The sequence below is a fragment of the Wolbachia endosymbiont (group A) of Tromatobia lineatoria genome (genome assembly GCF_964028565.1).
Classification (GTDB): Bacteria; Pseudomonadota; Alphaproteobacteria; order Rickettsiales; family Anaplasmataceae; genus Wolbachia; species Wolbachia pipientis.
Genome location: NZ_OZ034791.1, coordinates 429517 through 453854, shown reverse-complemented (window position 1 = coordinate 453854; position 24338 = coordinate 429517). Strand labels below are relative to the sequence as shown.

Below are 24338 nucleotides of genomic sequence, written 5' to 3'. Positions count from 1 at the left end.
GTATAATCTATTATATACTTAATTTTATATGTAAATTCTCAATAACCCTCATCTGCCAGGAAGATCATCTGCAGAACTGTGTCCTAAGTTGTCCTTTATACGAAGAACATCCTTAACTGATATAAGAGTATCTGGCCTCTGCGCACGATCATTCCATATGGCATACGATAAAACTACTGTGTCTCCATCGGTAATACGCTTATATCCTCTACATTGCAAATAACTATTTAACTGATTATTTGCCTCTTGTATTTTACTCTGTAGTTCGTAATCATCAGCAAACTTCAGCTCTTTCGCAATTGGATGAACACCACCTCTACTTTCTGCAGACCTTAATAACACCAAATCTATCTTCTCTCCTCCTCCCAACTGGAACTCTATAATTATCCTAGCTGGATTATCACAAGTATAAAACAATCCATGCAACACAGAATGAAACCCAACCTCTCGGGCATTATTTCTATTCACTACCCACTTTAACGGAAATAACACTTTGGAAATTGCTTGAAATAATGCCTTATGCCTATTGATATCTTGCCAGCCTGTATTCATCATAACATTTGCAGTGCTGTGTATATTACTAACACCACCTATTGTTAAAAGCTCACCTTGAAAAGACTGATTGCCCTTACTCTGTAGATAATCGGCAGGTGATTGAAATGGTGTCACATCAACTGCTAAACCAAGATCATCCTCATCTCTTCTCCTTGGATTCAACGTGCATGCTACTTCATATACTCTAGCATCTGGCCAACGTGACAAGTCTAGACCTTGTATGGGAAATTGGTGAGCTAACGCATGACGAACATCAAGCACAATAATTCTTTCTTCTCCTTGCCATAATGCCCGTAAAACCATAGTTAAGGCACGGTCCCGAACATTTACTTGTGCAACCCTTCCTTGCGGGCCTAGCATTTTATCGTTATCGTGGTAATTGAACAGGTATTTAGTTACATCTACCCAATTTCCTCCTGCTACCATAATCCTTTTTTTCGCAAATGCAGTACTTGCAAATGCAAATCCAGTCGTATAGGAAAACACTCTGCTATTAGTACCTCTTACGTCAGGTACGGCAGGTACACCAAAAGATGGATATAATAAATAATTTCTAACGTTCTCTCTAATCTCGTCTACAGAACCATTAAATAGCCTTTCCAATAAAGAAGACCCTTTATCCAGAAAGTCTTGAGTGCTAAGCCGCAAACGCTGATCCTCATCTAAATCAAAATTTAATCCAACACAGACAGCACTACCTGATGAAGTATGAATTGATATAGATGAGACAGGACATCTTATGACGTAATTTTCAGCTTGTTCCAATGCTTGATCAGCACTCTCTCCTCCAGCTTTGAGCTCGATTATAATAGGAACAGAATCCCTTAGCCTATCCACTCCACGTATAAGGAAAGTAATATCTGTATATCCACCTCCTACAAATAACTCAAGATAAATGCCAGCCGTGTGGCGATACCTAAAGTTCATCAAAAACCCTGACAGAAAGCCATGAAGTCTGACTCCTTGCCATTGAAATCTAGTACATGATTATATCTATTGTAGATGTCAATTATGTAATTGAAAACGTTCCTAATGGTAGCAAAAACATAATCTGCGTTATTACTTGCCAATCTTCCTAACAAATTTGATAAGTTACCTTGCTGCATAGTTCTGACAACCTCTTCAAAACCATCGCACAGAGATGCTGAATCTTGAGTAAATGCTTCATCTTCAGAAAATCGCTTACATCTTATTGCTTCCTCTTTTTCGTCTTCTCCTAGATTTTCTGCCCATACAAATATTTTATACTCTTCCCATTCTAATTCTAGTTTTCTTCTTTTAGTACCATCCCCCTGCAGTTTACGTTCTACCCACTGTTTCTCTTCTTCACTGAATCTTGAACCAATGCTGTTTGTCCTGTCAGCAATAGTGTAGCACCTTACTATTTGCCTGCCGTTTCTGTCTTCAGTTAAAATAGCAACCTTTAAATTTCCTTTTCTAGGGTTATCTGGATCATTGTCAAAACGAAAGAAAATTCTTTCACTGTCCTTTGCAATATCAGAATCAAATGCAGTAGCAAACATACCGAAAAAGAATGCAGGGAAAAAGCGATCCTTACCAACTGAATGCAGAAAAGATGGACATTGATCTAAAAAAGACTCGAACCTTTCTTCAAATTTCTGATATTCTCCATCTAGCAAACTTCTAACTAACCCTATATTTTCACCATTGTTATGCATAAAACACCTCTACTTACTATGACTAGACAAACCACTAACACCAGGAGATGCTAGTTCGGTACGGAGATCACTAGAAACACTTACTTCATAAAACAACTCCCCCATTAGCTTACTATAGGAAATATTCCTTACCATACCAGGCATACTAACCATTTTTAAGTCATTAACTACGTAATCTTTAAAACTTGCAAGATCTTCTGATGAACAATTCTCTTCTGCAAACCGTAAAATTTCTAATATCTGATCTTTTATTCCAACATCACCTCCAGCTTTATTTCTATTCCAATCTGTAATGAATGCAGCGAATACAGGTGTAACTAGAGCTTTATCATCGGAAAAAAGAACTAGCTTTTTATGCTCACTAAAGCGATTGCACCTCCAAATACCCATAATGGTTGACCTAGCTTGAGCACTTAACTCAGGATTTTCCAATATCACATTTGAAAGAGAGGAAAGTAGGAGTCCATAATCACGACCTGAAAGTATTTTATCTGTAGGCACCGAAACTTCTTCATAGCACAAGCGCTTTATCATATCTTGGACTGTATCAAGAAAACTCCACTTGATTAACCCATTAAGAAGCGAATATACTCCCTGATCTTTTTCTGATAATTTAACTAACAGCTCACGTTTTGTTGAGTCATCCATTTTATGCAAACAAAAATCCAAAACAGTAGCACGATTAAAGTTAGATTGAATAGAGGATAAGGTTATAACTGCATTAGTAACTTCCTCTTTTCTCTGTTGCTCACTCAAGAGATTATAGAAATATTCCACTCCCTGACTCCATTTAAAATCTACAGCTTTTCTGAAGCGACCTATATTACTGTATTCTTTTAATTTTAATTCTTCAGACTCTCTATCAATCCAAAAGCTGAACACAGGATCATAACTTTCCATGGAGTCTAGCAAATCATTTCTTATGTACTTGTCATTCACAGGATTACCCTCCATGTCTACTGCATCAGGAGAAACTCTACCTTTATAAGACTCAAATTGCTCTTGAAAGAGCGGATGAATTTTATCTACTACACAATACCTGCAAGCCATGTTATACCTACAGAATGGGTTATCTATTGCTTCTATCTTTTCTTCAGTGAGCTTCTGTCCTAAGATTGCATTATTTAATTTTGTATCTGACCAACAACTCTCATCACGAAACATTTTGTACAAGAATTGTAGCTTATCATCTTCTAGGTATTCTACCTGTCTAATGTAAGTTTTCACCCATCTTTCAATAGCTAAACGCCTTTCAGCAGCAGTTTTGGAATCTATATGTTCAATAACACTTTGTAACTTATTAAGTACTGTAGCATGACGTTCTGTCGTTCTTGGCATTGCACTCTCCATATAAAAATATTTATGGTATTATATAAAAGTTAGAATTAAATAGCTACCTATAATTACCAAGGATAAAAACTTTATGAAAAACATTTTCTATATTGAGCAGATACAAAAATTCTATTGGAATTTACAGACAATACCTTAATTTCTCAGCATCATAAAAATTTTAAATGTTTACTTTGTTTAAAAAGAAAATAGATCGTATATTTGTAAGAACAAGCCGCGTAAAAATAAGGTTATAAAAATAGAAGATTTAAATTGTTTCCATAAACTTAGGCAAAACAGTTCGTATGTAGATATTGATGAAATGGGCTAATATGGGTAGTTTTAGCGTATAGCAAAATCACTATATTAAAAAGTTCGTATGGTACACTTGGTAGATCAACGCATCCCAAAAAAACTTGTTCTCACGGGTGTTACTTATGCTTTCTCGAAGCATTTAGGTTTTCTACATAATATACGCTCAATTAATAGCAACGTGTTTAAAAATAAAGATTAATTTACAGACAAAAATTGTTGCAAAGATATATTGAAATTCGTATCATTTAGGATATGTTATTTTGTGATAAAATAAATGGGTAAAAGAAAAAAAAATACTTCCTTATACATAAGCCGTCTGGAGGCAACTAGTATCTATAATAGTTTAAGCAAAGTAAAATTCGATAGTGATGATTCAGGTAATCCTTTAACATGGGCAGATAATTTTAATATAGATAGTTTTATGAATCAGGCAATTGGAAAAGGTGAACTTGCCTACTACATTGCTCCCGTTTGTCCTGGTCTTAATCATGATGATTATATTCTAAACGTACTTCAGCATGTTTGTAAAAGGAGAACCAGAGATGGTTCTTGTATAAATGATCATTATGATATTGAATTAGATAAGCCTTTTGTTTCTATAGTTAATATTGCAAGTGTTTTTGCTAATAAACCTCAAAATGTTAACGAAGAAGGGGGATCTCACTGGGTCGGTTGGGTGTTGCTGCCTAAAAAATATACAAATGTAAGTGGTAAAGTAATAGAGAATAATAAGTATAGAGTTTATTTTTTTGATTCTCTCGCTAAACATAAACTTCCTAAGAAACTTGTACAAAGTATGACCGGAATGATAAAAAGTGAAGATTTTCACGAACTTTCCCACGTGTATTCAGAATTTGAGAGATTTGTTCCCCTTTGTTCAAAAGATGAAATAGATTTTATTGATACTCATGATATTACAGGACAACAAAGGAATTCTGCTGACTGTGGTTGGTGGGCTTGTTATTATGTATTGATGACCGTGTATACTGGGGATGTAGAATTTCTCAAAAAATTGCAAGGAAGAGGATTATCTGCAAAGCCTTTACGGAGTATAATGAATTTGCAGGAACCCATTATAAATAAAGACAAAAGAAGCAAACGAAAAGACTCTTTTTATGAAAACAAGTTACTTACCGGTTCATTATCCGCTGGGCATGACTTATTAACTTATATGGTTGTTTTTTCTTCGCGTTTTGTTGTTGTCTTTGAAAAGCATTTTCTAGAATTTTCTCAAAGGTTGCTTGAGGGAAGATATGAGGAAGGCAAGTATGCTGCGCTTTTCAACAGAGTCATTCCTGTCTTCTCTAATCCTTATGATTTTTTACCTTATGATAAAAGTTACTCCACCTCTCTGTCATGTGGCTTACAATGGATAGCGACTTCTATCTCAAAATTTTTTCAAAAGAAAAAGGTTGAATCTTTAACTAGCAAGATACACAAGTTTTATGTCAATCAGCCAGATGCTAGGATTATGTTCATTAAGGTTGCTATGCATATTTTTATTGCTTATGAGGAGCAATTTGCAAGGGAAAAAGAATTATCAGGGAAAGATACAATCTATAATTTAATCTATGATTTAGCAGATGATTCTGTGAGCAGGATAATAGACTACTTTGCCTCAAATACTGAAACTGAATTTAATATCGAGGAAATGCTCAAAGGGGTTATACATGGTAATTCAAAAAGGTACAGATCCGGTGTTTCTGGGATTCCTAATTTTCAAAGAGGACATAAGACCTTTGTTTCTACTACAAAATTCATTTCTGCTCCAGGGATAAAGCATGATAAAGATTATTACCAATTAGAATTAGACTCTAATGTCGAGGAATTCTCATCATGGGGGTTTCGTGATCTCTTTCCTGGGGAGATTAATCGTTGCGTAATTCGTGATGGGACTTTATGCTTCCTAGAATTCCCCCATCTGGTTTACAGAAAAGTAGAAGTTGATGAAAAATCGAGGTACAAATACTGTCTTACAGAAGAAATGTGTTTCGACGAAATACCTCGTGTTCACTCTTCTTTGGAAAATGCTAATTGGCAGATTACTGGAGAGTTAAAATTTTTGGCAAAAGAGATTTTGGAGGTTTGTAATCGTAAGTTTAGTTCTTCTTTAGACTCTGTACAACATGCTAGAGGTGAGGAGGATGTTAATGGTCATGAAGAGACACAGATTTTTCCAACCAATTTATTTTTGCTGATGAAGCCAACAACTTCGTTTTTCAATAAGATGTCCTCCACGAATATAGTTTCGCCAGAGGAAAAGTTACATTTTTTTGCGCAGGTGCTCTTATCGAGTTTTTTGTTCTTGGTAGAAAAGCTTGTACTTCCAGATCAGCTCGTACTATTCCGCTCGAACACGCCTCATCAATGTGCTCAAGGTTTATCTGCTTCTAGAATAAAAGAGATCAAGAATTTTTCCAGATTAATGCAATCCCTGCCTTTTGGTGATTTAGAAAAATGCCTCTTAAGTTCTGGGGTTAGGCTTTTTCAAGGCTTCGAAAAACCGTTTCAGTCTGTTACGGAATGTCAATCAAACGCTACAGTAATAGCAACTCTATCATCTTGTGCCGCTTTTAGAATGGTGGACTATATTTCAAAAAATTTCAATATTCAACATTTATCATGTGATTTGATGGTGGAAGCTGCCCTTTTAGGTGGTTGTGATGAAGGGTCATCACCTTTGTCTTGTGTAAAAAGTGGTGATAGCAGTGTGAACGCTAATGAAATATATGATAAAACACCCGTATTTGTATCAGAAGGGGAAATATTCTCATATTCCGAAAATTTTATTATCAAACATGGCACTAGGTTGCCTTTCAATTTTGAGAAAAAGGGAAGTCAATCTTCTTCCCAGCATCGCAAAATCTTTATGGTAGATGTAAATAACTTTTCTCAGCAGCAACCTCATAAGCATGTTTTACAAAACATTGATGTTGTAAACAAATGTAATTTAATAATGGAAGAAATGTTGCGTGATGAACGAGCTCAGAAGTCCGATATACTTCCTGTTGCGCAAAAGTGCTCTGAAGTACTTGATGCAACGCAAAATCTCCACGCTAAAGTCGATACTCTTCTAGCCTGCGTGAGATATGCGTTCCCAGGTGTTGATGGTAGAGGAGGTCCTGGTGGTGGTCCAGGGGGACCTGATGATGGTAGAGGAGGTCCTGGTGGTGGTCCAGGGGGACCTGATGATGGTAGAGGAGGTCCTGGTGGTGGTCCAGGGGGACCTGATGATGGTAGAGGAGGTCCTGGTGGTGGTCCAGGGGGACCTGATGATGGTAGAGGAGGTCCTGGTGGTGATACGGAGAGTTCTGGTGATTCCTCTATCGATTCCCTATCAGAAAAAATCGGAAACACCTTCTTGACTTCACATAATAACGAGGAGTCGCTATGTCACTTAAGTATAAAACGCAAAAATGATTCACCTGAGAACTGTAGTAACAAAAGGGAGAAATATGTTAAAGAAACGGGGGAAAGAGGTTCGCAACCTGTCTGGTTTGGAGTTAGAGATCCAGTATCGTTTTTTACTGGAAGAGAAAGAGAATTAGAGGATTTATATAGTAAAATGCAGAGTAGTTCGAAGAGATTATCGCTCGTGTCACGAATGCTATGTTTAGTTGGGTTGGGTGGTATTGGTAAAACTCAGTTAGCTAGGAAGTATATAAAAAAATATGCCAAGGATTGTAATGAAAATGTGATATGGATAAACTCCGTAAGTAAGGCAAAAATTGTAGAATCTTTTCTTGAGCTTGACAGAGATCATGGGTTGAATTTCTCTACACCAGCTACTGGTGAAAAGGTGAAGCCTATAGAGATCATTGTTAAAAAGGTGTTTAGTTTTTTTGCAACTAACAAAAGTTTGTTTATTTTTGATAACCTTGACAAGATTGAAGATATAAGTTGTTTTTTGCCATTGAATATTCAATATTCAGGGAATAGCTGGCCTCATATTTTGATTACTTCTCGTAATCGAGACTGGGAAGGGGAAATGGAGCGTCTAGAACTAGGGCTTATGAGTTACCAAGATGCTGTTATGTTTGTAAAGAATGGATTAGACATAGAGGATGAATCTCAAGAAAAGATAGGAATTTTGCTGGAAAAACTACAATATTTCCCTTTAGCGATTCAGCAAGCAATTTCGTATATCAGAGATCGAAGATTAGTAGATAAGTTTGGTATTGATGATTATTTAAACCTATATGTGATCGATAAGAAGAAGCTTCTTAGTTATACTTTACTTTCTGATATTAATAACGAATATTTCCATACGACTCTTGTGACGTGGAAAATCACAGTAGATAAGATAAAAGGTAATCGAGAATATGGGAGGCTTGCTTTGGATATCCTTCATGTTATCTCCTACCTTGGGTCAGATGATATTCCCGTAGAGCTGTTTTTAAGTTTAGTAGAAAAAGATAACAGTGAGTTGAAGTTTTCCATCCGGATGCTTGTGGCAAGTTCTATAGTAGATATCACAAAGGAGAAAAGCTCGGTGAGTGTTCATCGGTTGGTTCAAGAAGCAATGAGACTAATATTAGAGGAACTAGGTAAAAGCAAAGAAGTTATGAAAAAGACTTTTAGATTACTCATGGATTTTCTCTTTGATAGTACTGGCATCGGTGAGGTTTATGGTAGGAAAAAGCAATTTTTGAAACACTCGGGAGAGTTGTTTTTCCATATGAGTGATTGGCTAGTAAAAGAGAGTGGAGACAAAAAAACGGTAAGAGAAGATTACCTGTCGTTACTCAAATTGATACCTAACTCTTATCCTGATTGTTGTAGCTCGGCAAGACAAAAAGAATTATACAAAAAGGCTCTGCCTATTCTTACTCAGCTTTACGGACCTGAGAGTCTTGAGGTAGCTGAAGTGCAAGAGTTCCTTGCTAGAATATATGAGATTTTTGGTAAGTATGAGAAGCAAAAGAAGTACCTTCAAAAGTGTTTGTTTGCTTTTACAATGTTTTATGGATCTGATACTCCTAAGGTGGCTGAGGTAATGAAAAAGCTAGCAATAGCTTGTGAGGATTTGGGTCATCATAAGGAGCAAGAGGAGTATATAAAAAAGGTTCTGCCTACTCTGATAAGGATTCATGGCCCTGAGCATATTGAAGTAGCTGAAATGCGAGAGAGCCTCGCTGCAGCATATGAATGTTTAGGCAACCATAGGGAGCAGAAGGAGTGTCTTGAATGTCTTTTACCTGTTTTTGAAAAGGTTCCTGGATATAGCGATAAAGTAACTGAAGTCTTGGAAAAGCTAGTTCAAGCCTCTATATCGCTAGATGATATACAAGGTGAACAGAAGTATCTTGAATGCCTTTTACATCACGTTATGAAGGTTGGTCACGATAAAGTTCCAAAATTAGCTAAAATAGTCGTAAAACTTGCTGGTTTACATAGAGATTTAGACAATTATGATAGGTACATCTACTATCTTGAGGAGCTTTTGTGTTATTTTATCACGTTTTTTTCCTATGATAGTCACGAAGTAGCTAATTTGTTGGTTGAGATTGGTAAAGCTCGTTATCTTGTACGTGACGATGAAGGAAGTCAAAAGTATTTTCTAAATGCTTTCTTCATTTTCGAAAAGATTGCTTGCCCTGATAATCTTGATAATTTTGTACTAGCTAGAGCGATGGTAGAATTTAGTGAATCTGCTAAGAATTCAGTTAGTAGTGAAGATATTAAAGAGTTTTTACCTGTTTTTAAAATTCTTCCCATTCTTAATATTGAAGCATTCTCTAATGAAGTAATAAAACCCAGTGGAGTGTGTAAGAGTTGTAGTAATCCTAAGGAGAGATTTGATAGGATTGTGGACGTGTTGAATAATGGCAAACTAGATTTGCTGGTAGATATCCTCAGCTCATGTTCGTATGATCCTTCTAGTGTATTTGATGAAGCATCAGTGACACACTTTAAAAAGATGTACAGTTCCAGAGTGTGATGGTATGATAAAATATGAGAAAAAAATACCATCAAAGGAGGAGTTATGGGACAAATATTGCATGGGTGCGCCAAAACAACACAGACGATTCGTAGAGCAATACAAAATAGAAAAGAGAGCATAGCAAAACTCTCCAAGCATTATAACCTTAATCCAAAAACTATTATTAATTGGAGAAAACGTTCATTTACGAAAGATGCTGATATGGGTCCAAAGCGTCCAAGATCGACTGTTTTAACGCTAGAAGAGGAAGCTATAATAGTTACATTTCGCAAGTATACACTACTGCCACTAGATGATTGCCTTTACGCTCTGCAGTCTACAATTCCGCGTTTGACTCGCTCTAGCTTGCATCGTTGTTTACAAAGACACAACATTAGCAGATTACCAACTGTTGATGGAGAAGTTAAGTCAAAAAAGAAATTCAAACAATATCCTATCGGTTACTTTCATATTGATATTGCTGAAGTTAGAACTGAGGAGGGCAAATTACATTTGTTTGTTGCTATTGATAGGACATCCAAATTTACCTATGTTGAGTTGCGTAACAGTGCTACAAAACCCATAGCTGCTGAGTTCTTACGTAATTTGATTAGAATTTTACCGTATAAAATCCATACTATAGCTCTTTTTACAATAATCCGAACAGACCGTAATATGCTACTGGCCTGCTATAGCCATAAACACATATCTTATCGCATTCGGACTATTATAAGAAAGGCTATATTTTGACAGATAACGGTATACAATTTACAAACCAGAAGCGTCATAAGTATGCTTTCCAACACATATTTAATAGAGTTTGCGAAGAGAATGTTATTGAACATCGTTTGACAAAAGTTAGCCATCCTTGGACAAATGGGCAAGTTGAGCGTATGAATAAAACTTTAAAGGATGCTACAGTTAAGAAGTATTACTATCAATCGCACCAGCAACTTAAAGAACACCTTTATAACTTTGTTATGGCTTATAATTATGCAAAGAGACTCAAAACTCTTAAGGGTCTTACTCCTTATGAATTTATATGTTATCAGTGGACACAGTCTCCAGAATTATTTATACTAAATCCACACCATCACACTCTGGGACCATACATCTTAGAGCCCAAAGTTATTTAAGTAATGCTTCTATTCAAAGCCATGTAACTCAGGATAGGAATTTTAGGCTACCTTAACTTTTCGATCTCATTGAAAGGAAGGTCAGTGATTTTAGAGATAACATCAATAGGAACACCGGCTTTGAGTGAGTTTTTAGCCACTTCGATTTTTTCTTCTAGTCTACCTTCTAGTCTACCTTTATGAGTAGCATCATCGAGTTTTTGAGCGAGGACAGCCTGTTCATCAGGAATACGCTTGATCTCTTGTTCATAGGCAATAAATTCTTTTTCAGACCAGTTGAATCTATTTAGTTCTTCATAAGCTCTTTTAATTATTAGATCACTTCCTATTATTCTTTCTAGCTCTTCTTCACTAGTTTCATCTGCATATCTAAAGAAGTAGATCCATTTCTCAACAATACTTGAAAGCTGATCTTCCTTCGTTTTTGTAAATTTAGGTAATTCAATAAATATAAAGTAAAAATCTTTCAAATCATGTTCATTAGTGTCTTCATCTCTAATAGTATGTTTTGATTTATACTCAGACTTATCAGGAAATAAAATACAATCTGCTATAGCAATAAAGATAATTTCCTTAAGGTCATGGTATTGATCACCCTTACTAGCTTGTCTTGAATAAGCTTTAGCAGCGTAGTATTGGGCACGTTTTTCGAAGCCTTTGGTTTTAGCGACCTGCATTTCGACTATCACTTGTAGCCCACTTTCGTCTCTACAAAGAACATCAACAATGCTTTGTTTTTTAGAGGCAATATCAGGGTCTTGAATAGTACTTAAAAACTCTATACCCTTTATTGCACTTTTTCAGGTGAAGCCAAGGATGTCATTGAGGAAGTGAATGAGAATATCCTTATTTTTTTCAGTACCAAGGATTTCATCTTTCAAGTCTTTATAGTCCAGTAGGCTGGTATAGCTGGACTCAAGCAGTAGAAGATTTTCTTCATGCAAAAGAAAGTGAACAATTACTAAAAGTATGGATAAATACTACGCTTGGAGAAACCTGGGTAGACAAAGGAGAAGTACCAGATTGGAAGCAATTATTTAACAGGAGAGAATTTTTTCCCGTAGGCACAGTACCTAGGAGAGAAGTGGTGCTTACTGCAGGAGTAGATGTCCAAAAAGATCGTTTAGAAGTAGAAGTTGTAGCATGGGGAAAAAGCCGCGAAAGTTGGTCAATAGAATACCGAGTATTTGAAGGTGATACTGGAAGAGGAGAAGTATGGGGAAAACTCTCTGAGCTCTTAAATCATCATTTTATCGGTGAAAATGGTCTTGAATACATGATAAGTATGATGGCGGTTGATGCTGGGTATGCGACACAAGAAGTATACAATTGGGTAAGAGGTCATCAAGGCTCTGGAAGAGTAATGGCAGTGAAAGGTGTAAATAAAGCTCTAGTACCACTTAGCAGCCCAAGTAGAGTAGATATAACAGTTGGTGGTCAAAAGCTAAAAAGAGGAATAAAGCTCTGGCCAGTGGGAGTATCGATTTTAAAGTCAGAACTTTTTCAATTACTTAATGTTTTAAAGGACGGTGAAGAAGCTCCAGCAGGATACTGTCATTTTCCCGAGTATGCACCTGAATATTTTAAGCAGCTAACGGCAGAGCAATTAGTCAGCAAAGTAGTAAAAGGTTATACCAAACAAGAGTGGCAAAAGGTAAGAGAAAGAAATGAAGTATTAGACTGTAGGATTTATGCAAGAGCAGCATCGATAGCACTGGGAATAGATAGATGGCCAGAGAGTAAATGGAATAGTTTAAGTGAAAAACCAGAAAGTAAAAAATCAAAGAAAATAGTGAAAAGCAAATGGATCAGCGAGTAGTAAATGTATAACGAAGATTATCTAATTCAAGTTGAACAAGCAATAAAGAAGCTTCAGAGTGGCGAAAGAGTGGTATCAATTGCATATGGTGACCATGTGGTGAGATATGCTGAAGTTCAGATAAATGATTTGCTCAGCCTCAGACAACGCATCAAAGGTGAACTAAAGATTGCTGGAATGAAGCCTAAACGAAAGATTATTTTTGCAACAAATAAAGGAGTTATATGAGGGAAAATTTTCTGAGAAAAGTTGTAAAAGAGGAATATTCTGAATTTTTAGAGCAATTAAAAACTTTTATAAAACTATGGGAGAATAGAGAGAGTCCAGTAAATGGAATAATAGATTTGTCACATTGGCAAGAAAATGTGAATTTTAAGCTAGACAAAGAGAATGGTATAGTTGGAGTAATTCACAAGGCAACACAAGGGCTAAAACATGTGGATTCAAAGTATGCGAAGAGAAGAAAGAAAGCTGAAGAAGAAGGATTACTCTGGGGAGCATATCATTTTGGCACAGAAGGAAACGGCAAGAATCAAGCTGATCATTTCCTAAAAACGGTAGGCGAAAGCAAAAATACCATACTTGCGCTGGATATTGAAGAAAACAAAAGTGGCAAAAATATTGCAGTTAAGCAAGCTGAGGAATTTGTAAAGAGAGTTGAAGAAGTAACAGGAAGATTACCCCTAATTTATGGCAGTAGCTATTTTCTTAAGGATTTTGCCACGCCAACTTTGACAAAATGTCCATTATGGATAGCAAGCTGGAGAAAAGAGCTCACATTACCAAAAGGCTGGAATGATTGGATTTTATGGCAATATACTGACGGTAAAACAAATCCAGAGCCACATGAAGTAGAAGGAATCGGAAAATGTGACAGAAATAAATTTAACGGAACTTTGAAAGAATTAAGAGAATTTTGGTTAGTATGATGCTGAAAAATTTCAAACAACTATTTAGTAAGCCAAAAATCAAAAGTTCTGCTTGGGATGCGTCAGGCTCAGGAAGAAGGGTAATATATTGGCAAGGAGAAGCGGGAAGCATAAATAATTTGCTTGCTCAAAGCCTTGAGCACCTGCGTAGTAGATCACGTGATATGGTGAGAAAAAATCCATATGCAGCAAATATAATTGATACGATAGTAAGTAACTCTATTGGAACAGGAATAAAACCACAATCAAAAGCAAGAGATGGGGAATTTCGAAAGAAGGTGCAAGAATTATGGCTAAGATGGACAGATGAAGCAGATAGTAACGGAGTAAGTGATTTTTATGGATTACAAGCTCTAGTATGCAGAAGTATGATAGAGGGAGGAGAATGTTTTGTACGCCTCCGAAATCGTAAACTCGAAGATGGATTTTCTGTACCATTACAACTGCAAGTACTTGAGTCTGAACATTTAGATAATAAAACAAATCAAACTTTAGGAAATGGTCATGTAATAAGAAACGGGATTGAGTTTAACAGGCTTGGGCAAAGAGAAGCATACTACCTATTTAAAGAACACCCTGGTGAAAGTACGTTTGGAAAGTCAGTGAGAGTACCAGCAAACGATGTTTTACATATCTATAGACCACTAAGACCTGGTCAGATTCGAGGAGAGCCATGGCTTTCAAGTATACTGCTAAAGCTTTATGAGCTTGATCAATACGATGATGCAGAGCTGGTGAGAAAGAAAACTGCAGCAATGTTTGTGGGATTTATTACAAGACTTGATCCTGAGGCAAATATCATGGGGGAAGGTGAAAGTAATGAGCAAGGAGTAGCACTATCAGGGTTAGAGCCAGGAACAATGCAGCTTTTAGACCCAGGAGAAGACATAAAATTTTCAGAACCGTCAGATGTTGGAGGAAGTTATGAAGCGTTTATAAGACAGCAACTGAGGGCAATAGCAATAGGAACAGGAATAACATACGAGCAACTAACAGGAGATTTAACCGGCGTTAATTATTCATCCATTCGAGCAGGGCTGATAGAGTTTCGCAGAAGGTGTTCAATGTTGCAGCATAACGTGATAGTGTTCCAGTTTTGTAGACCTATTTGGAATAGATGGCTAGAGTTAGCAGTACTTTGTGGAGAACTGAGTATAGATGAAAAAGTAGTAAAAGCAGCGAAAGAAGAAGTAAAATGGATACCACAGGGATTTGATTGGGTGGATCCGCTTAAAGACCAGCAAGCACAGCAAATGGCAGTAAGGAATGGCTTCAAAAGTCGAGCAGAGGTAGTATCAGAAATGGGTTACAATGTAGAAGAAATTGACCAAGAAATAGCAGAAGATCAAAAGCGTGCTAATTCTTTTGGACTTTGTTTCGATTGTGACGTTAATGTGCCATAAAATACAATAAGGGGAGGAAGGTGATGTGGATAAATAAACCAATAATGGTAGAGAGAAGAAGCTTTGAACTACTATCATTATATAACAGCAAACAACCTATCTTTAAGAATTTAAAGCATTTTCATATAAACCCAAAAGGAATAGCAATAATACGTATTTATGGAGTTTTGACAAAAAAAACAGAAGCTTTTGATCATATTTTAGACATGATTTCGTATGAAAATATTCATGAAGAGATAGAGAGTGCTTTAGAAGATAAAAGCATAGAGACGATTCTACTTGACATAGACAGTCCAGGAGGGGAAGTAAACGGTGTCTTTGACCTAGCTGATTTTATCTATAGTGCAAGAGGAAAAAAGAGGATAATAGCAATAGCAAATGATGATGCATATTCTGCTGCATATGCTATAGCTTCTAGCGCTGAAAAGATTTTTCTCACCCGCACTTCAGGAGTTGGGAGTATAGGAGTAATAGCAAGTCATATAGATCAAAGTAGATTTGATGAAAAGCAAGGTATTAAGTACACCACAATCTTTGCTGGTAGTCGAAAGAATGATTTAAACCCACATGAGCCAATGACGTCTGAAAGTCTGGGAAGCTTACAAAAAGAAGTAGACCGACTATATGAAATGTTTTTGCAGCTAATAGCAAGGAACAGAGGTCTTTCAATTGAAAAGATTCGATCAACAGAAGCAGGTCTATATTTTGGCGAGAAAGCAGTAGAAATAGGTCTTGCAGATGGAGTTACAACATTTTTTGAATTTATCAATAATCATAGGAGTGTTAGTATGACAACTAATGAGGAAGGCTACGAGAACTGTCGTAGAGAAATTTTAGAGATAATAAGATTATGTAATATATCAAAGATGCCAGAAAAGATAGGAGAATTTATTGAGCAAAGCGTAAGTGTTGAGCAAGCAAGGGAAGTTTTAATGGAGTTACTTGCAGAGCGAACAGCAAAAGCTGAGATTTTCAGCGCTTTACCACAAAATTCATCAGAAGATTTGATGATACAAGTAGCTAAAACTCGAGCGCAATCAAGTATTTAAGTTTTCTTATAACCGCCGCGTACAACAACTACAAACATGGCGGTAAAACTAAAGGAGAAAATAAATGAGGAAATTTTATGAATTGTATAACTGAACAAAATAATCTAGGTGACCTATTAAAATATGAAGCATCAAGTTTATATTCAAGAGACCAAATAACAGTAGCAAAAGGGCAGAACCTAAAGCTTGGTACAGTAGTGGCTCTCGATAAAGATAGCATGGTTAAGATAATAAATCCAACTGCAACAGATGGTACACAAACAGCAATAGGTGCGATAGTAAGTGATGTAAATGCGACAGAAAATGCCAAAGCAGTAATCATTACACGTATAGCAATGCTAGCAGATCATGCAATTGTGTGGCCAACAGGTATCACTGAAGAGCAAAAAGCTGCAGCAATAAAGCAACTTGAAGGACGAGGGATCATTGTCCGCAAGGGAGTGTAACTTAAATTAATAAGGGGGAAAAAGAATGCAAAATCCATTTACAAATACAGCATTTAGCATGACGGCACTAACAAATGCGATAAATATATTGCCGATAAATTATGGACGAGTTGAAAATTTAAATTTGTTTCCAAGTAGGTCAGTAAGATTTAGACATATTACTATAGAGGAGCAAAATGGAGTATTAAGTTTACTACCAACGCAGTTACCAGGAGCACCAGCAACAGTAGGAAAAAGAGGAAAAAGAAAGGTAAGAACATTTACGATTCCACATATTCCGCATGATGATGTAGTACTGCCAGAAGAAGTACAAGGAATAAGGGCATTTGGATCAGAAAGTGAACTGAAAGCGCTGGCAGACGTAATAACTGACCATTTACAGCTAATGAGAAACAAACACGCAATAACATTAGAGCATTTACGAATGGGAGCGCTGAAGGGAATTATTCTTGATGCTGACGGGTCAGAATTACTAAATCTGTATAACGAATTTGAAATAACACCAAAAGTAGTAAATTTTGCCCTTGGAACAGCAACAACAGATGTAAAACGTAAGTGTCTGGAAGTACTCCGGCATATAGAAGATAATCTAAGTGGTGAATATATGACGGGAATTCATGCACTGGTAAGCCCTGAGTTTTTTGATGCATTAACTTCCCATAGTAAGGTGAAAGAGGCATATGAGAGATGGCAAGAAGGAGCAGCGCTAAGGAACGACATGAGATCAGGATTTACATTTTGCGGAATAACATTTGAGGAATATAGAGGGCAAGCAACTGATCCTGAGGGAAATGTAAGAAGGTTTATAGAAAGAGAAAGTGGAAACTGTTTTCCAGTAGGAACAGCGAGCACATTTACAACATATTTTGCACCAGCAGATTTTAATGAAACAGTGAATACTCTTGGACAGCCACTCTATGCAAAACAAGAGCCAAGAAGATTTGATAGAGGAACTGATTTACATACGCAGTCGAATCCATTGCCAATGTGCCATCGTCCGGGAGTTTTGGTAAAAATTAGTTCTAGTTGATGAATATAGGAAAATTATTGGAAGCCCAGAACAGATAAAATCTGTAAAACCAAAAAGAAACTCCCTCTTTATTTTATGTTCTTTGGGTATAGTGTTATGAAGAAGCGCTTCTGCAGCTATAACCGAAACAATCAATGGTGCTATAAATGCCCGTTTGAAAGCATGGTTTTGGGGGAAATGGTAAAACCATTGATGGAGTTCTTTTTGGGCTACCTCGTTTAGAAGATTGTATAACCTAACCGTCCCAAGCTGAAGTGCTTCTTATCATAATAATATAGGAGGGATTTTATATGGCAGAAGCAAAAAGTAAATTAAAAACAATAAACCTTGATGCAGCAGGGATTGATATTGGCTCGACTGTACATTATGTATGTGTACCTGAAGGAAGAGATGAACAACGTATCCAAAAATTTGGGTGCTTTACAGTAGATCTACACAACTTAGCAAAGTGGTTAAAAAAGTGTCAGGTTAGAACTGTAGCCATGGAGTCAACTGGAGTATATTGGATTCCCTTATTTCAAATATTAGAATCACATAAATTTGAAGTAAAATTAGTAAATGCGCGACATGTCAAAAATGTGCCTGGTAGAAAGTCTGATGTTCAAGATTATCAATGGCTGCAACAATTGCACAGCTATGGACTGCTTCAAGGATCATTTAGACCGGATAATCAAATGTGTGTACTGCGTAGTTACGTTAGACAACGTGCTAATCTAATTGAAAATGCAGCTAAACATACTCAACGTATGCAAAAAGCGCTAATTCAAATGAATATTCAATTACACAAGGTTATTAGTCATATTACTGGGATAACTGGTATGAAAATCATTGAAGCTATAATTGAAGGCGAAAGAGATCCTGAGAAATTGGCTAAATTCAGGGATGCACGAATAAAAAATGATCAGTCTACTATAGCAAAAGCGTTAGCTGGTGATTATAGAGAGGAACACTTGTTTGTGCTAAAACAAGAATATGCAGCATATACTTTTTTTCAAGAGCAAATAACGGGATGTGATAAAAGTATAGAAAATTACTATAAAACATTTGAAACAAAGTCGAATGAGAACAGGGCATTGAATAAGACACGAAAGAGAAAACAGAAGAATAGTCCAGATTTTGCCGTAGATGAAGATTTATATCGAATAACGGGGATGGATTTTACTAGAGTTCCAGGACTTGATGTATTAAGTATACAGGCTATCATTTCAGAAACAGGTATAAATCACAATAAATGGAGGACAGAAAAGCATTTTTCTTCCTGGCTCGGATTAAGTCCTGCTAATAAAATTACAGGAGGGAAAATTATTGGAACAAGAACTCGTAAAGTTGTTAATCGTGCTGCAACTGCCTTGCGACTTGCTGCTCATTGTGTATCAAGAAGCAACACTGCACTTGGTGCATACTGCAGGAGGTTAAAGAAGCGACTAGGGATACCAAAAGCGATCACTGCTACAGCAAGGAAATTAGCATGTATTTTTTATAATATGCTAAAATATGGACAAGAATATGTAGAAAAAGGAATGAACTATTATGAAACACTCTACAAAGAGAGAGTAGTCAAAAATTTGACTAAAAAAGCAAAGGAATTTGGTTATATACTAATGAAAGAGGAGCCGATAGATGAAGAAGGTTCTTAGGAGTTTCTTAGAAGTTAGCATAAACGACCTCAAATATTAATATGCTTAAATAAAAAAACTGTCATAGTCAAGCTTTTTCGTAAGCTACCTGCCGCTTGAGCCAAAGCCCCCTGCATTGCGACCGGTTTCTTCTGCGCAGAATTCTTCTCTGTCATCCCAAATTACCTGAGATACAGGAGAAATAAGGATTTGTGCGATTCTATCTCCTCTTTTTATTTCGTATGGCTGATTACTTAGATTAATTAGACAAATTTTAACTTCACCTCGATAATCAGAGTCTATAGTGCCCGGAGAATTTAAGACAGTGATTCCATGTTTTGCAGCAAGACCAGAACGTGGGCGGATTTGCCCCTCAAAACCGTTTGGTATTGCAATCACAATTCCAGTTGGAACAAGTAATCTTTCAAGTGGATTTAAAACAGCAGAATCATTCAATGCAGCATAAAGATCCATGCCAGCACTCTGCGTAGTTGCATAACATGGAAGAGACAAGTCTTCTCCGTGTGATAATCTTTTTATTTCTACTTTAATTTTACTTCTTTGCACTCCAATTTACCATCTATGAAGACTCAATTATAGCATGTAAATTGTATCTGCAAAAGTGATAAATGTAAATGATGTCATTCCAGCGCGTGACGCTAGGCCATAAAATTCCTTGACAAGTTCAGTGCTCCTTTTTTTGTCATCCCAGTGCCTCTATGATGTCATTCCAGTCTGGAATCTAGTCCTTATTATGCAGCCACTTGGTTGAAATTAAGTCTTCTGGATCCCAGTGTCTGGGCACTGGGATGACATCATAAGGGCGCTGGGATGACACCCTGACAACCGTCATCCCGCTACTTGTTAGCGGGATCTAGAGATACCGCGAATGAATCGCGGTATGACGTAGATTGTTGTCATTCCAGTGTCAGCTACTTGAATGACACCCTCTTGGTATTCGTGTAGTTGCAAGCAGTATAGCTATAAATCACTCACAATCGATATGCTTGAATTACTCTCAGTAAATAAATCAAGCATAATGTTAGGTATTCTACCATCAACTATGTGAACAACTCCAGCACATTCCTCCGCCATTTTAACGTATGCCATAAGCCTTTCAATAAATTTTTCCCCTTTAATTTTCCCACAATCAATCGATGCATTTAAATTTTTAACAGATATCTTCCTGCCACCAATTTTATCTATTTCTTCATCTGTGTCACTCAAGATTATCATTTTAGATGCAGAAACTGCGATTGCGATTGCGCTTGCAGTGCTATCGGCATCAATATGATATGTTTCCCCATCTTTTCCATGACCAATTGGTGCAATAACTGGTATAAAATCTGATTCTTCAATAAAAAATAATATATCAGGATTGATTTCAGTGGGTCTACCGATGAACCCCATGTCTAATATCTTTTCGATATTATTTGATCTATCTTCTCTAAGCGTAGCGGTTATTTTTTCGGCTTTAATTAAGTTACCATCTTTTCCACATAATCCAATAGCTGAACCACCAGCAGAATTTATATACTGAACAATTTTTTTATTAACTGAACCACACAGTGCCATTTCAATGATTTTCATAGTGTCTTTGTCTGTAAGTCTGATACCATTCACAAACTTACTGTTCATATCCAGCATTTTTAACACTGAGTTAATTTCATATTCTCCGTCATGAATTATTACCGGATTTATACCAAGCTGCTTCAACAAGACAACATTATGCACAAAAGTATTAAATAGTGTTTCATCTAAGATTATTGTACCACCGCATTTAATGACAAAAGTCTCGCCTACAAAGCTAGGTATGTTAGATAGCACTTCAAGTAATATTTCTGCTTTTTGTTCAAATGATACCTCACCCTTTAAAAATTCACTACTCTTCATTTTTTTATCTTGTAAACTTGAAAAACTCATCTCTTACCTTGGTTATTTTATGCTTAACACGGATGCTCATTTGATGAATTGACACATTCTCATTATTAATCCATTTTTGAATATCTTCTATAACAGCACCTAAGCTTTTTTGACTTACTTTATCTATTTTTGTTAGCACAATGTTAAAGTTAATGTTATTATATATTAACCAATAAATGAAGTCTTTGTCTATTTCTTTTAATCCTACCTTGCTATCTATCAACACAAACACTCTTCTTAGATTTTCTCTTTGAATTAGATAATACTCAATTAAGTTTAAATATTGTATAATTTCCTCCTTGCCTGCATGAGAGTAGCCATACCCTGGTAGATCAACAAGTCTGAACTTATCATCGTACATAGAGTAAAAATTTATTTGTCTAGTGCATCCAGGTTTAGAGGAAACTCTGGCAGCTTTTTTGCTGTTTATCAGTAAGTTGATCAGACTGGATTTTCCTACATTTGATCTACCAGCAAACGCAATCTCTGGAGCCGACTCATTTGGTAATGATTTTATATCCGAAGCTCCAAATATGAAATTGCAGTTTGATGTTATCTGTTTTGCCATTATATTCAACTAGAAGGTAGTAGGTATATTATAGTGTTATTGCTTGATATAAGAAATTTTTTATTTCAGTATATATTACTTAGCTAGATCTGTGCTATATGGATATGGAAAATAATTTACAAGACTTAAAGAAAAAATTTAATGATATAGAGAGGAATTTGGAAAATCCTACCAATTTAAGTCAAAAAGAATTCATTACCCTTTCAAAGGAATACTCTGAGCTCAGGCCAATAATCAAGATAATTGATGAATATAACACGCTGAAAGAGGAAATTTCAGACTTAGAAGAAATAATGAAAGATGAAAACAGCGAAGGTGATATAAAAGAGTTAGCAAAAGAAGAATTTTTCGAAAAGCACAAGGTATTATTACCAAAAATAAAAGCAAAATTAAAGTTAGCATTATTGCCCAAAGATGAAGATGACTCAAGAAATGCAATATTAGAAATTAGAGCAGGTACAGGCGGAGAAGAAGCAGCATTATTTGCAGCAATGTTATTTCGTATGTATCAAAAATATGCAGAAAGAAGAAATTGGAAGTTCGAGCCAATAAGCATTTCTAATACAGGTATAGGTGGATATAAGGAAGCTTCTGCACTCATTAATGGAACAGAAGTTTTTGCAAGGTTGAAATTTGAATCAGGAGTGCACAGAGTACAGAGAGTGCCAGAAACTGAATCTTCAGGAAGGTTGCATACCTCTGCCGCTACTGTTGCGATATTACCTGAAGTAGAAGAAGTTGACTTTAAAATAGAAGAAAAAGACTTACGAATAGATGTTTATAGATCCAGTGGTCCTGGAGGGCAATCAGTGAATACAACTGACAGCGCAGTAAGGGTCACCCACTTGCCAACAGGGATAGTTGTGATACAGCAAGATGAAAAATCGCAGCATAAAAATAAAGCTAAAGCGCTCAAAGTATTGAGGGCAAGGCTATACGAAATTGAAAGACAAAAAAAAGAAATGGAAAGGTCAACAATGAGGAAAAGTCAGATTGGCTCTGGTGATCGTTCCGAGCGCATAAGAACATATAATTTCCCACAATCAAGAATAACAGACCACAGAATTAATCTAACTTCACATCGGCTAGAGCAGATTATAAAAGAAGGCGAACTAGATGAATTTATTGAGGCATTAATCTCACGTAATGAAGCAGAAAGATTGGCAGGGGAAAGTTAGCAGCCTACAATGGAATATCTTTATTAATTACATAGGATCTTTTAAACGCAATAGATAGACAGTAAAAACAAGTTCTAGTACTATCGCGGATAAAACAAGAACAGCTACACTAATTGTTTGACCATTGTAAATGTAGCTTGTTAAGCCGATAAAAATAGCCATGATAAAAGCTCTAATGAACGAGACTGCAGAAGAAGCTGTGCCTTTAATTTCAGGGAAAACATTTATTGATGCATTAAAAATCACTGGCTGGAAAATTGCACAACCGATAGAAAAAATAATCATAGACAGTGTTACTAAGTAGAAAGAGTGGGGTACAATTATACTGAATATTACAAGCAATAGAGACCCAATAGCACCCACGCTCGTACCAGAAATTACACACTTTATTGCTCCAAGTTTCTGCAAGATTTTGCCAGCAAATAGACTGATGAGTGAGAAGCACCCAACTATTGCACCTTGATGTAGTGCATAAATAGTGCTAGATAAACCAAAAGTCTTCATATACAGAAAAGGTCCACAAGTAATGAATGACATATACGCAGCAGAAAAGAGGCTTGACATCAAAGACAACGTAACAAACCTCGGATTAGATAGTAGTTTTCTGTAATCTTTCATCGTTTTTTTCAAACTGAAAATATCGCGGTTCTTTTTTGTTTCTGGTAACGCTAAAAGCAGCAAAACCCAAGAGATCAAACAAAGTATTGCAACAGTTGCATAATTACCACGCCATCCTACAATTTCATTGATGAAACTGCCTAACACTGGCGCAATTGCCATGACAACTGTAAGAACAGAATTCATGATTCCAATAAATTTCACCGCTTCGTCGCCTTTGTAGCTGTCTGCAACGATTGCAAACACAACTACAGATGTGCTAACACCAATGCCCTGAACAAAGCGAGAGATTAAAAGCCAAAAAATCGACGGTGCAAAAACACAACCAACAGCGCCGATTAATAACAAAGTGTTACCTATGATCATAATTCTCCTTCTGCCATAGCATTCAGACAATGGACCAAAAAACAACCCTCCTATGCAAAAGCCTAGGAAATTATAAGCAATAGTTAATTGAATTATGCCTTCCGGTACGTTAAAATAGTGCACCATATCAGGAAAACTAGGTACGGAAATGTCAATTTCAATGAACTTGGCAATGAGAGACAGGATTAACAGAAATGGTAGTAACATTTGAGATTTTTAATTAATGAATAAAAATATCACATTTAAAGCGTTGAAAGAAAACATTTTTTACTGTTATTAAAATGGTTAGAAACACCTCATGTGAAGGAATGGTGGATAAATTGGACACTAGGGTTAATTAAAGAAAAATATGACAACTATGTTAAAGCTCTTACTCTCTGTCCTAACTTTACTTATTTCCTCTTACTTTTTCAACAGTCCGTCTAAATTACTACAAGCAGTTTAATTTTTAGTAAA

Annotated in this window: 16 protein-coding genes and 3 pseudogenes; 11 read left to right on the top strand and 8 right to left on the bottom strand. The window is 36.3% G+C overall.

The features are described 5' to 3' along the window. Positions 1-48: 48 nt before the first annotated feature. Genes ABWU48_RS02385 through ABWU48_RS02375 form a run of 3 tightly spaced genes read right to left on the bottom strand, consistent with a single transcriptional unit; the run spans position 49 to position 3584 of the window. Positions 49-1482 (bottom strand): hypothetical protein, encoded by a 1434-nt coding sequence (locus ABWU48_RS02385; RefSeq protein WP_353288470.1) that lies wholly within the window; start codon positions 1480-1482, stop codon positions 49-51. Further along, on the bottom strand, positions 1482-2234 hold the full coding sequence (locus ABWU48_RS02380) for a hypothetical protein (protein ID WP_353288469.1): 753 nt from the start codon (positions 2232-2234) through the stop codon (positions 1482-1484). Before ABWU48_RS02380 ends, ABWU48_RS02385 begins: the two co-directional genes overlap by 1 nt. A 9-nt stretch (positions 2235-2243) precedes the next feature. After that, entirely contained in the window at positions 2244-3584 is a 1341-nt protein-coding gene (locus tag ABWU48_RS02375; protein WP_353288468.1) for a hypothetical protein, read from the bottom strand. 568 nt (positions 3585-4152) lie between these two features. Here ABWU48_RS02375 and ABWU48_RS02370 point away from each other — a divergent pair. Together ABWU48_RS02370 and ABWU48_RS02365 are read left to right on the top strand one after the other, a co-directional pair. Further along, complete coding sequence (locus ABWU48_RS02370; RefSeq protein WP_353288467.1) at positions 4153-9819, top strand: tetratricopeptide repeat protein; 5667 nt, start codon at positions 4153-4155, stop codon at positions 9817-9819. 45 nt (positions 9820-9864) lie between these two features. Then, positions 9865-10917 (top strand): annotated as a pseudogene (locus tag ABWU48_RS02365) (integrase core domain-containing protein); the annotation flags it as partial. A gap of 67 nt (positions 10918-10984) precedes the next feature. On the opposite strand, the pseudogene ABWU48_RS02360 reads toward ABWU48_RS02365, so the two are convergent. Continuing rightward, a pseudogene (locus tag ABWU48_RS02360) lies at positions 10985-11833 on the bottom strand (Rpn family recombination-promoting nuclease/putative transposase). On the opposite strand from ABWU48_RS02360, the pseudogene ABWU48_RS02355 reads away from it, so the two are divergent. The 8 genes and pseudogenes from ABWU48_RS02355 to ABWU48_RS02320 all read left to right on the top strand — a co-directional run. Then, positions 11803-12756: pseudogene (locus ABWU48_RS02355) on the top strand (terminase gpA endonuclease subunit); the annotation flags it as partial. The pseudogenes ABWU48_RS02360 and ABWU48_RS02355 sit on opposite strands and share 31 nt — an antisense overlap. 3 nt (positions 12757-12759) lie before the next feature. Then, positions 12760-12984, top strand: a complete 225-nt coding sequence (locus ABWU48_RS02350; RefSeq protein WP_114517459.1) for a gpW family head-tail joining protein — start codon at positions 12760-12762, stop codon at positions 12982-12984. After that, the gene (locus ABWU48_RS02345) at positions 12981-13685 is read left to right on the top strand and encodes a glycoside hydrolase family 25 protein (RefSeq protein WP_213863534.1); all 705 of its coding nucleotides are present in this window, start codon (positions 12981-12983) and stop codon (positions 13683-13685) included. The genes ABWU48_RS02350 and ABWU48_RS02345 overlap by 4 nt, the downstream gene beginning before the upstream one ends. After that, a complete protein-coding gene (locus ABWU48_RS02340; RefSeq protein WP_353288466.1) occupies positions 13682-15088 on the top strand; it encodes a phage portal protein in 1407 nt (468 codons plus the stop codon). The genes ABWU48_RS02345 and ABWU48_RS02340 overlap by 4 nt, the downstream gene beginning before the upstream one ends. Before the next feature lie 23 nt (positions 15089-15111). Further along, positions 15112-16137, top strand: a complete 1026-nt coding sequence (locus ABWU48_RS02335) for a S49 family peptidase (protein ID WP_353288465.1) — start codon at positions 15112-15114, stop codon at positions 16135-16137. Between the two features lie 77 nt (positions 16138-16214). Continuing rightward, entirely contained in the window at positions 16215-16583 is a 369-nt protein-coding gene (locus tag ABWU48_RS02330) for a head decoration protein (RefSeq protein ID WP_141456715.1), read from the top strand. 25 nt (positions 16584-16608) lie between these two features. Continuing rightward, positions 16609-17613 (top strand): major capsid protein, encoded by a 1005-nt coding sequence (locus tag ABWU48_RS02325; protein WP_265023350.1) that lies wholly within the window; start codon positions 16609-16611, stop codon positions 17611-17613. Between the two features lie 290 nt (positions 17614-17903). Beyond that, positions 17904-19250, top strand: a complete 1347-nt coding sequence (locus tag ABWU48_RS02320; protein ID WP_353288272.1) for an IS110 family transposase — start codon at positions 17904-17906, stop codon at positions 19248-19250. A gap of 84 nt (positions 19251-19334) precedes the next feature. Here the strand turns inward: ABWU48_RS02320 and dut are convergent, their stop codons facing one another. The 3 genes from dut to yihA all read right to left on the bottom strand — a co-directional run bounded on the left by dut (position 19335) and on the right by yihA (position 21720). Further along, positions 19335-19796, bottom strand: a complete 462-nt coding sequence (gene dut, locus ABWU48_RS02315; protein ID WP_006279458.1) for a dUTP diphosphatase — start codon at positions 19794-19796, stop codon at positions 19335-19337. Positions 19797-20210: 414 nt separating this feature from the next. Beyond that, positions 20211-21122 carry an acetylglutamate kinase gene (argB, locus tag ABWU48_RS02310; protein WP_209473400.1) on the bottom strand — a complete coding sequence of 304 codons (912 nt, stop codon included), beginning with the start codon at positions 21120-21122 and terminating at the stop codon, positions 20211-20213. Positions 21123-21126: 4 nt separating this feature from the next. Beyond that, complete coding sequence (gene yihA, locus ABWU48_RS02305; RefSeq protein WP_010962460.1) at positions 21127-21720, bottom strand: ribosome biogenesis GTP-binding protein YihA/YsxC; 594 nt, start codon at positions 21718-21720, stop codon at positions 21127-21129. 98 nt (positions 21721-21818) lie between these two features. Here yihA and prfA point away from each other — a divergent pair, with 98 nt between their 5' ends. Next, positions 21819-22898 carry a peptide chain release factor 1 gene (gene prfA / locus ABWU48_RS02300; RefSeq protein ID WP_007548640.1) on the top strand — a complete coding sequence of 360 codons (1080 nt, stop codon included), beginning with the start codon at positions 21819-21821 and terminating at the stop codon, positions 22896-22898. Positions 22899-22925: 27 nt separating this feature from the next. On the opposite strand, the gene ABWU48_RS02295 is transcribed toward prfA, so the two are convergent. Then, positions 22926-24089, bottom strand: a complete 1164-nt coding sequence (locus ABWU48_RS02295) for a multidrug effflux MFS transporter (RefSeq protein ID WP_010962461.1) — start codon at positions 24087-24089, stop codon at positions 22926-22928. Between the last annotated feature and the right edge of the window lie 249 nt (positions 24090-24338).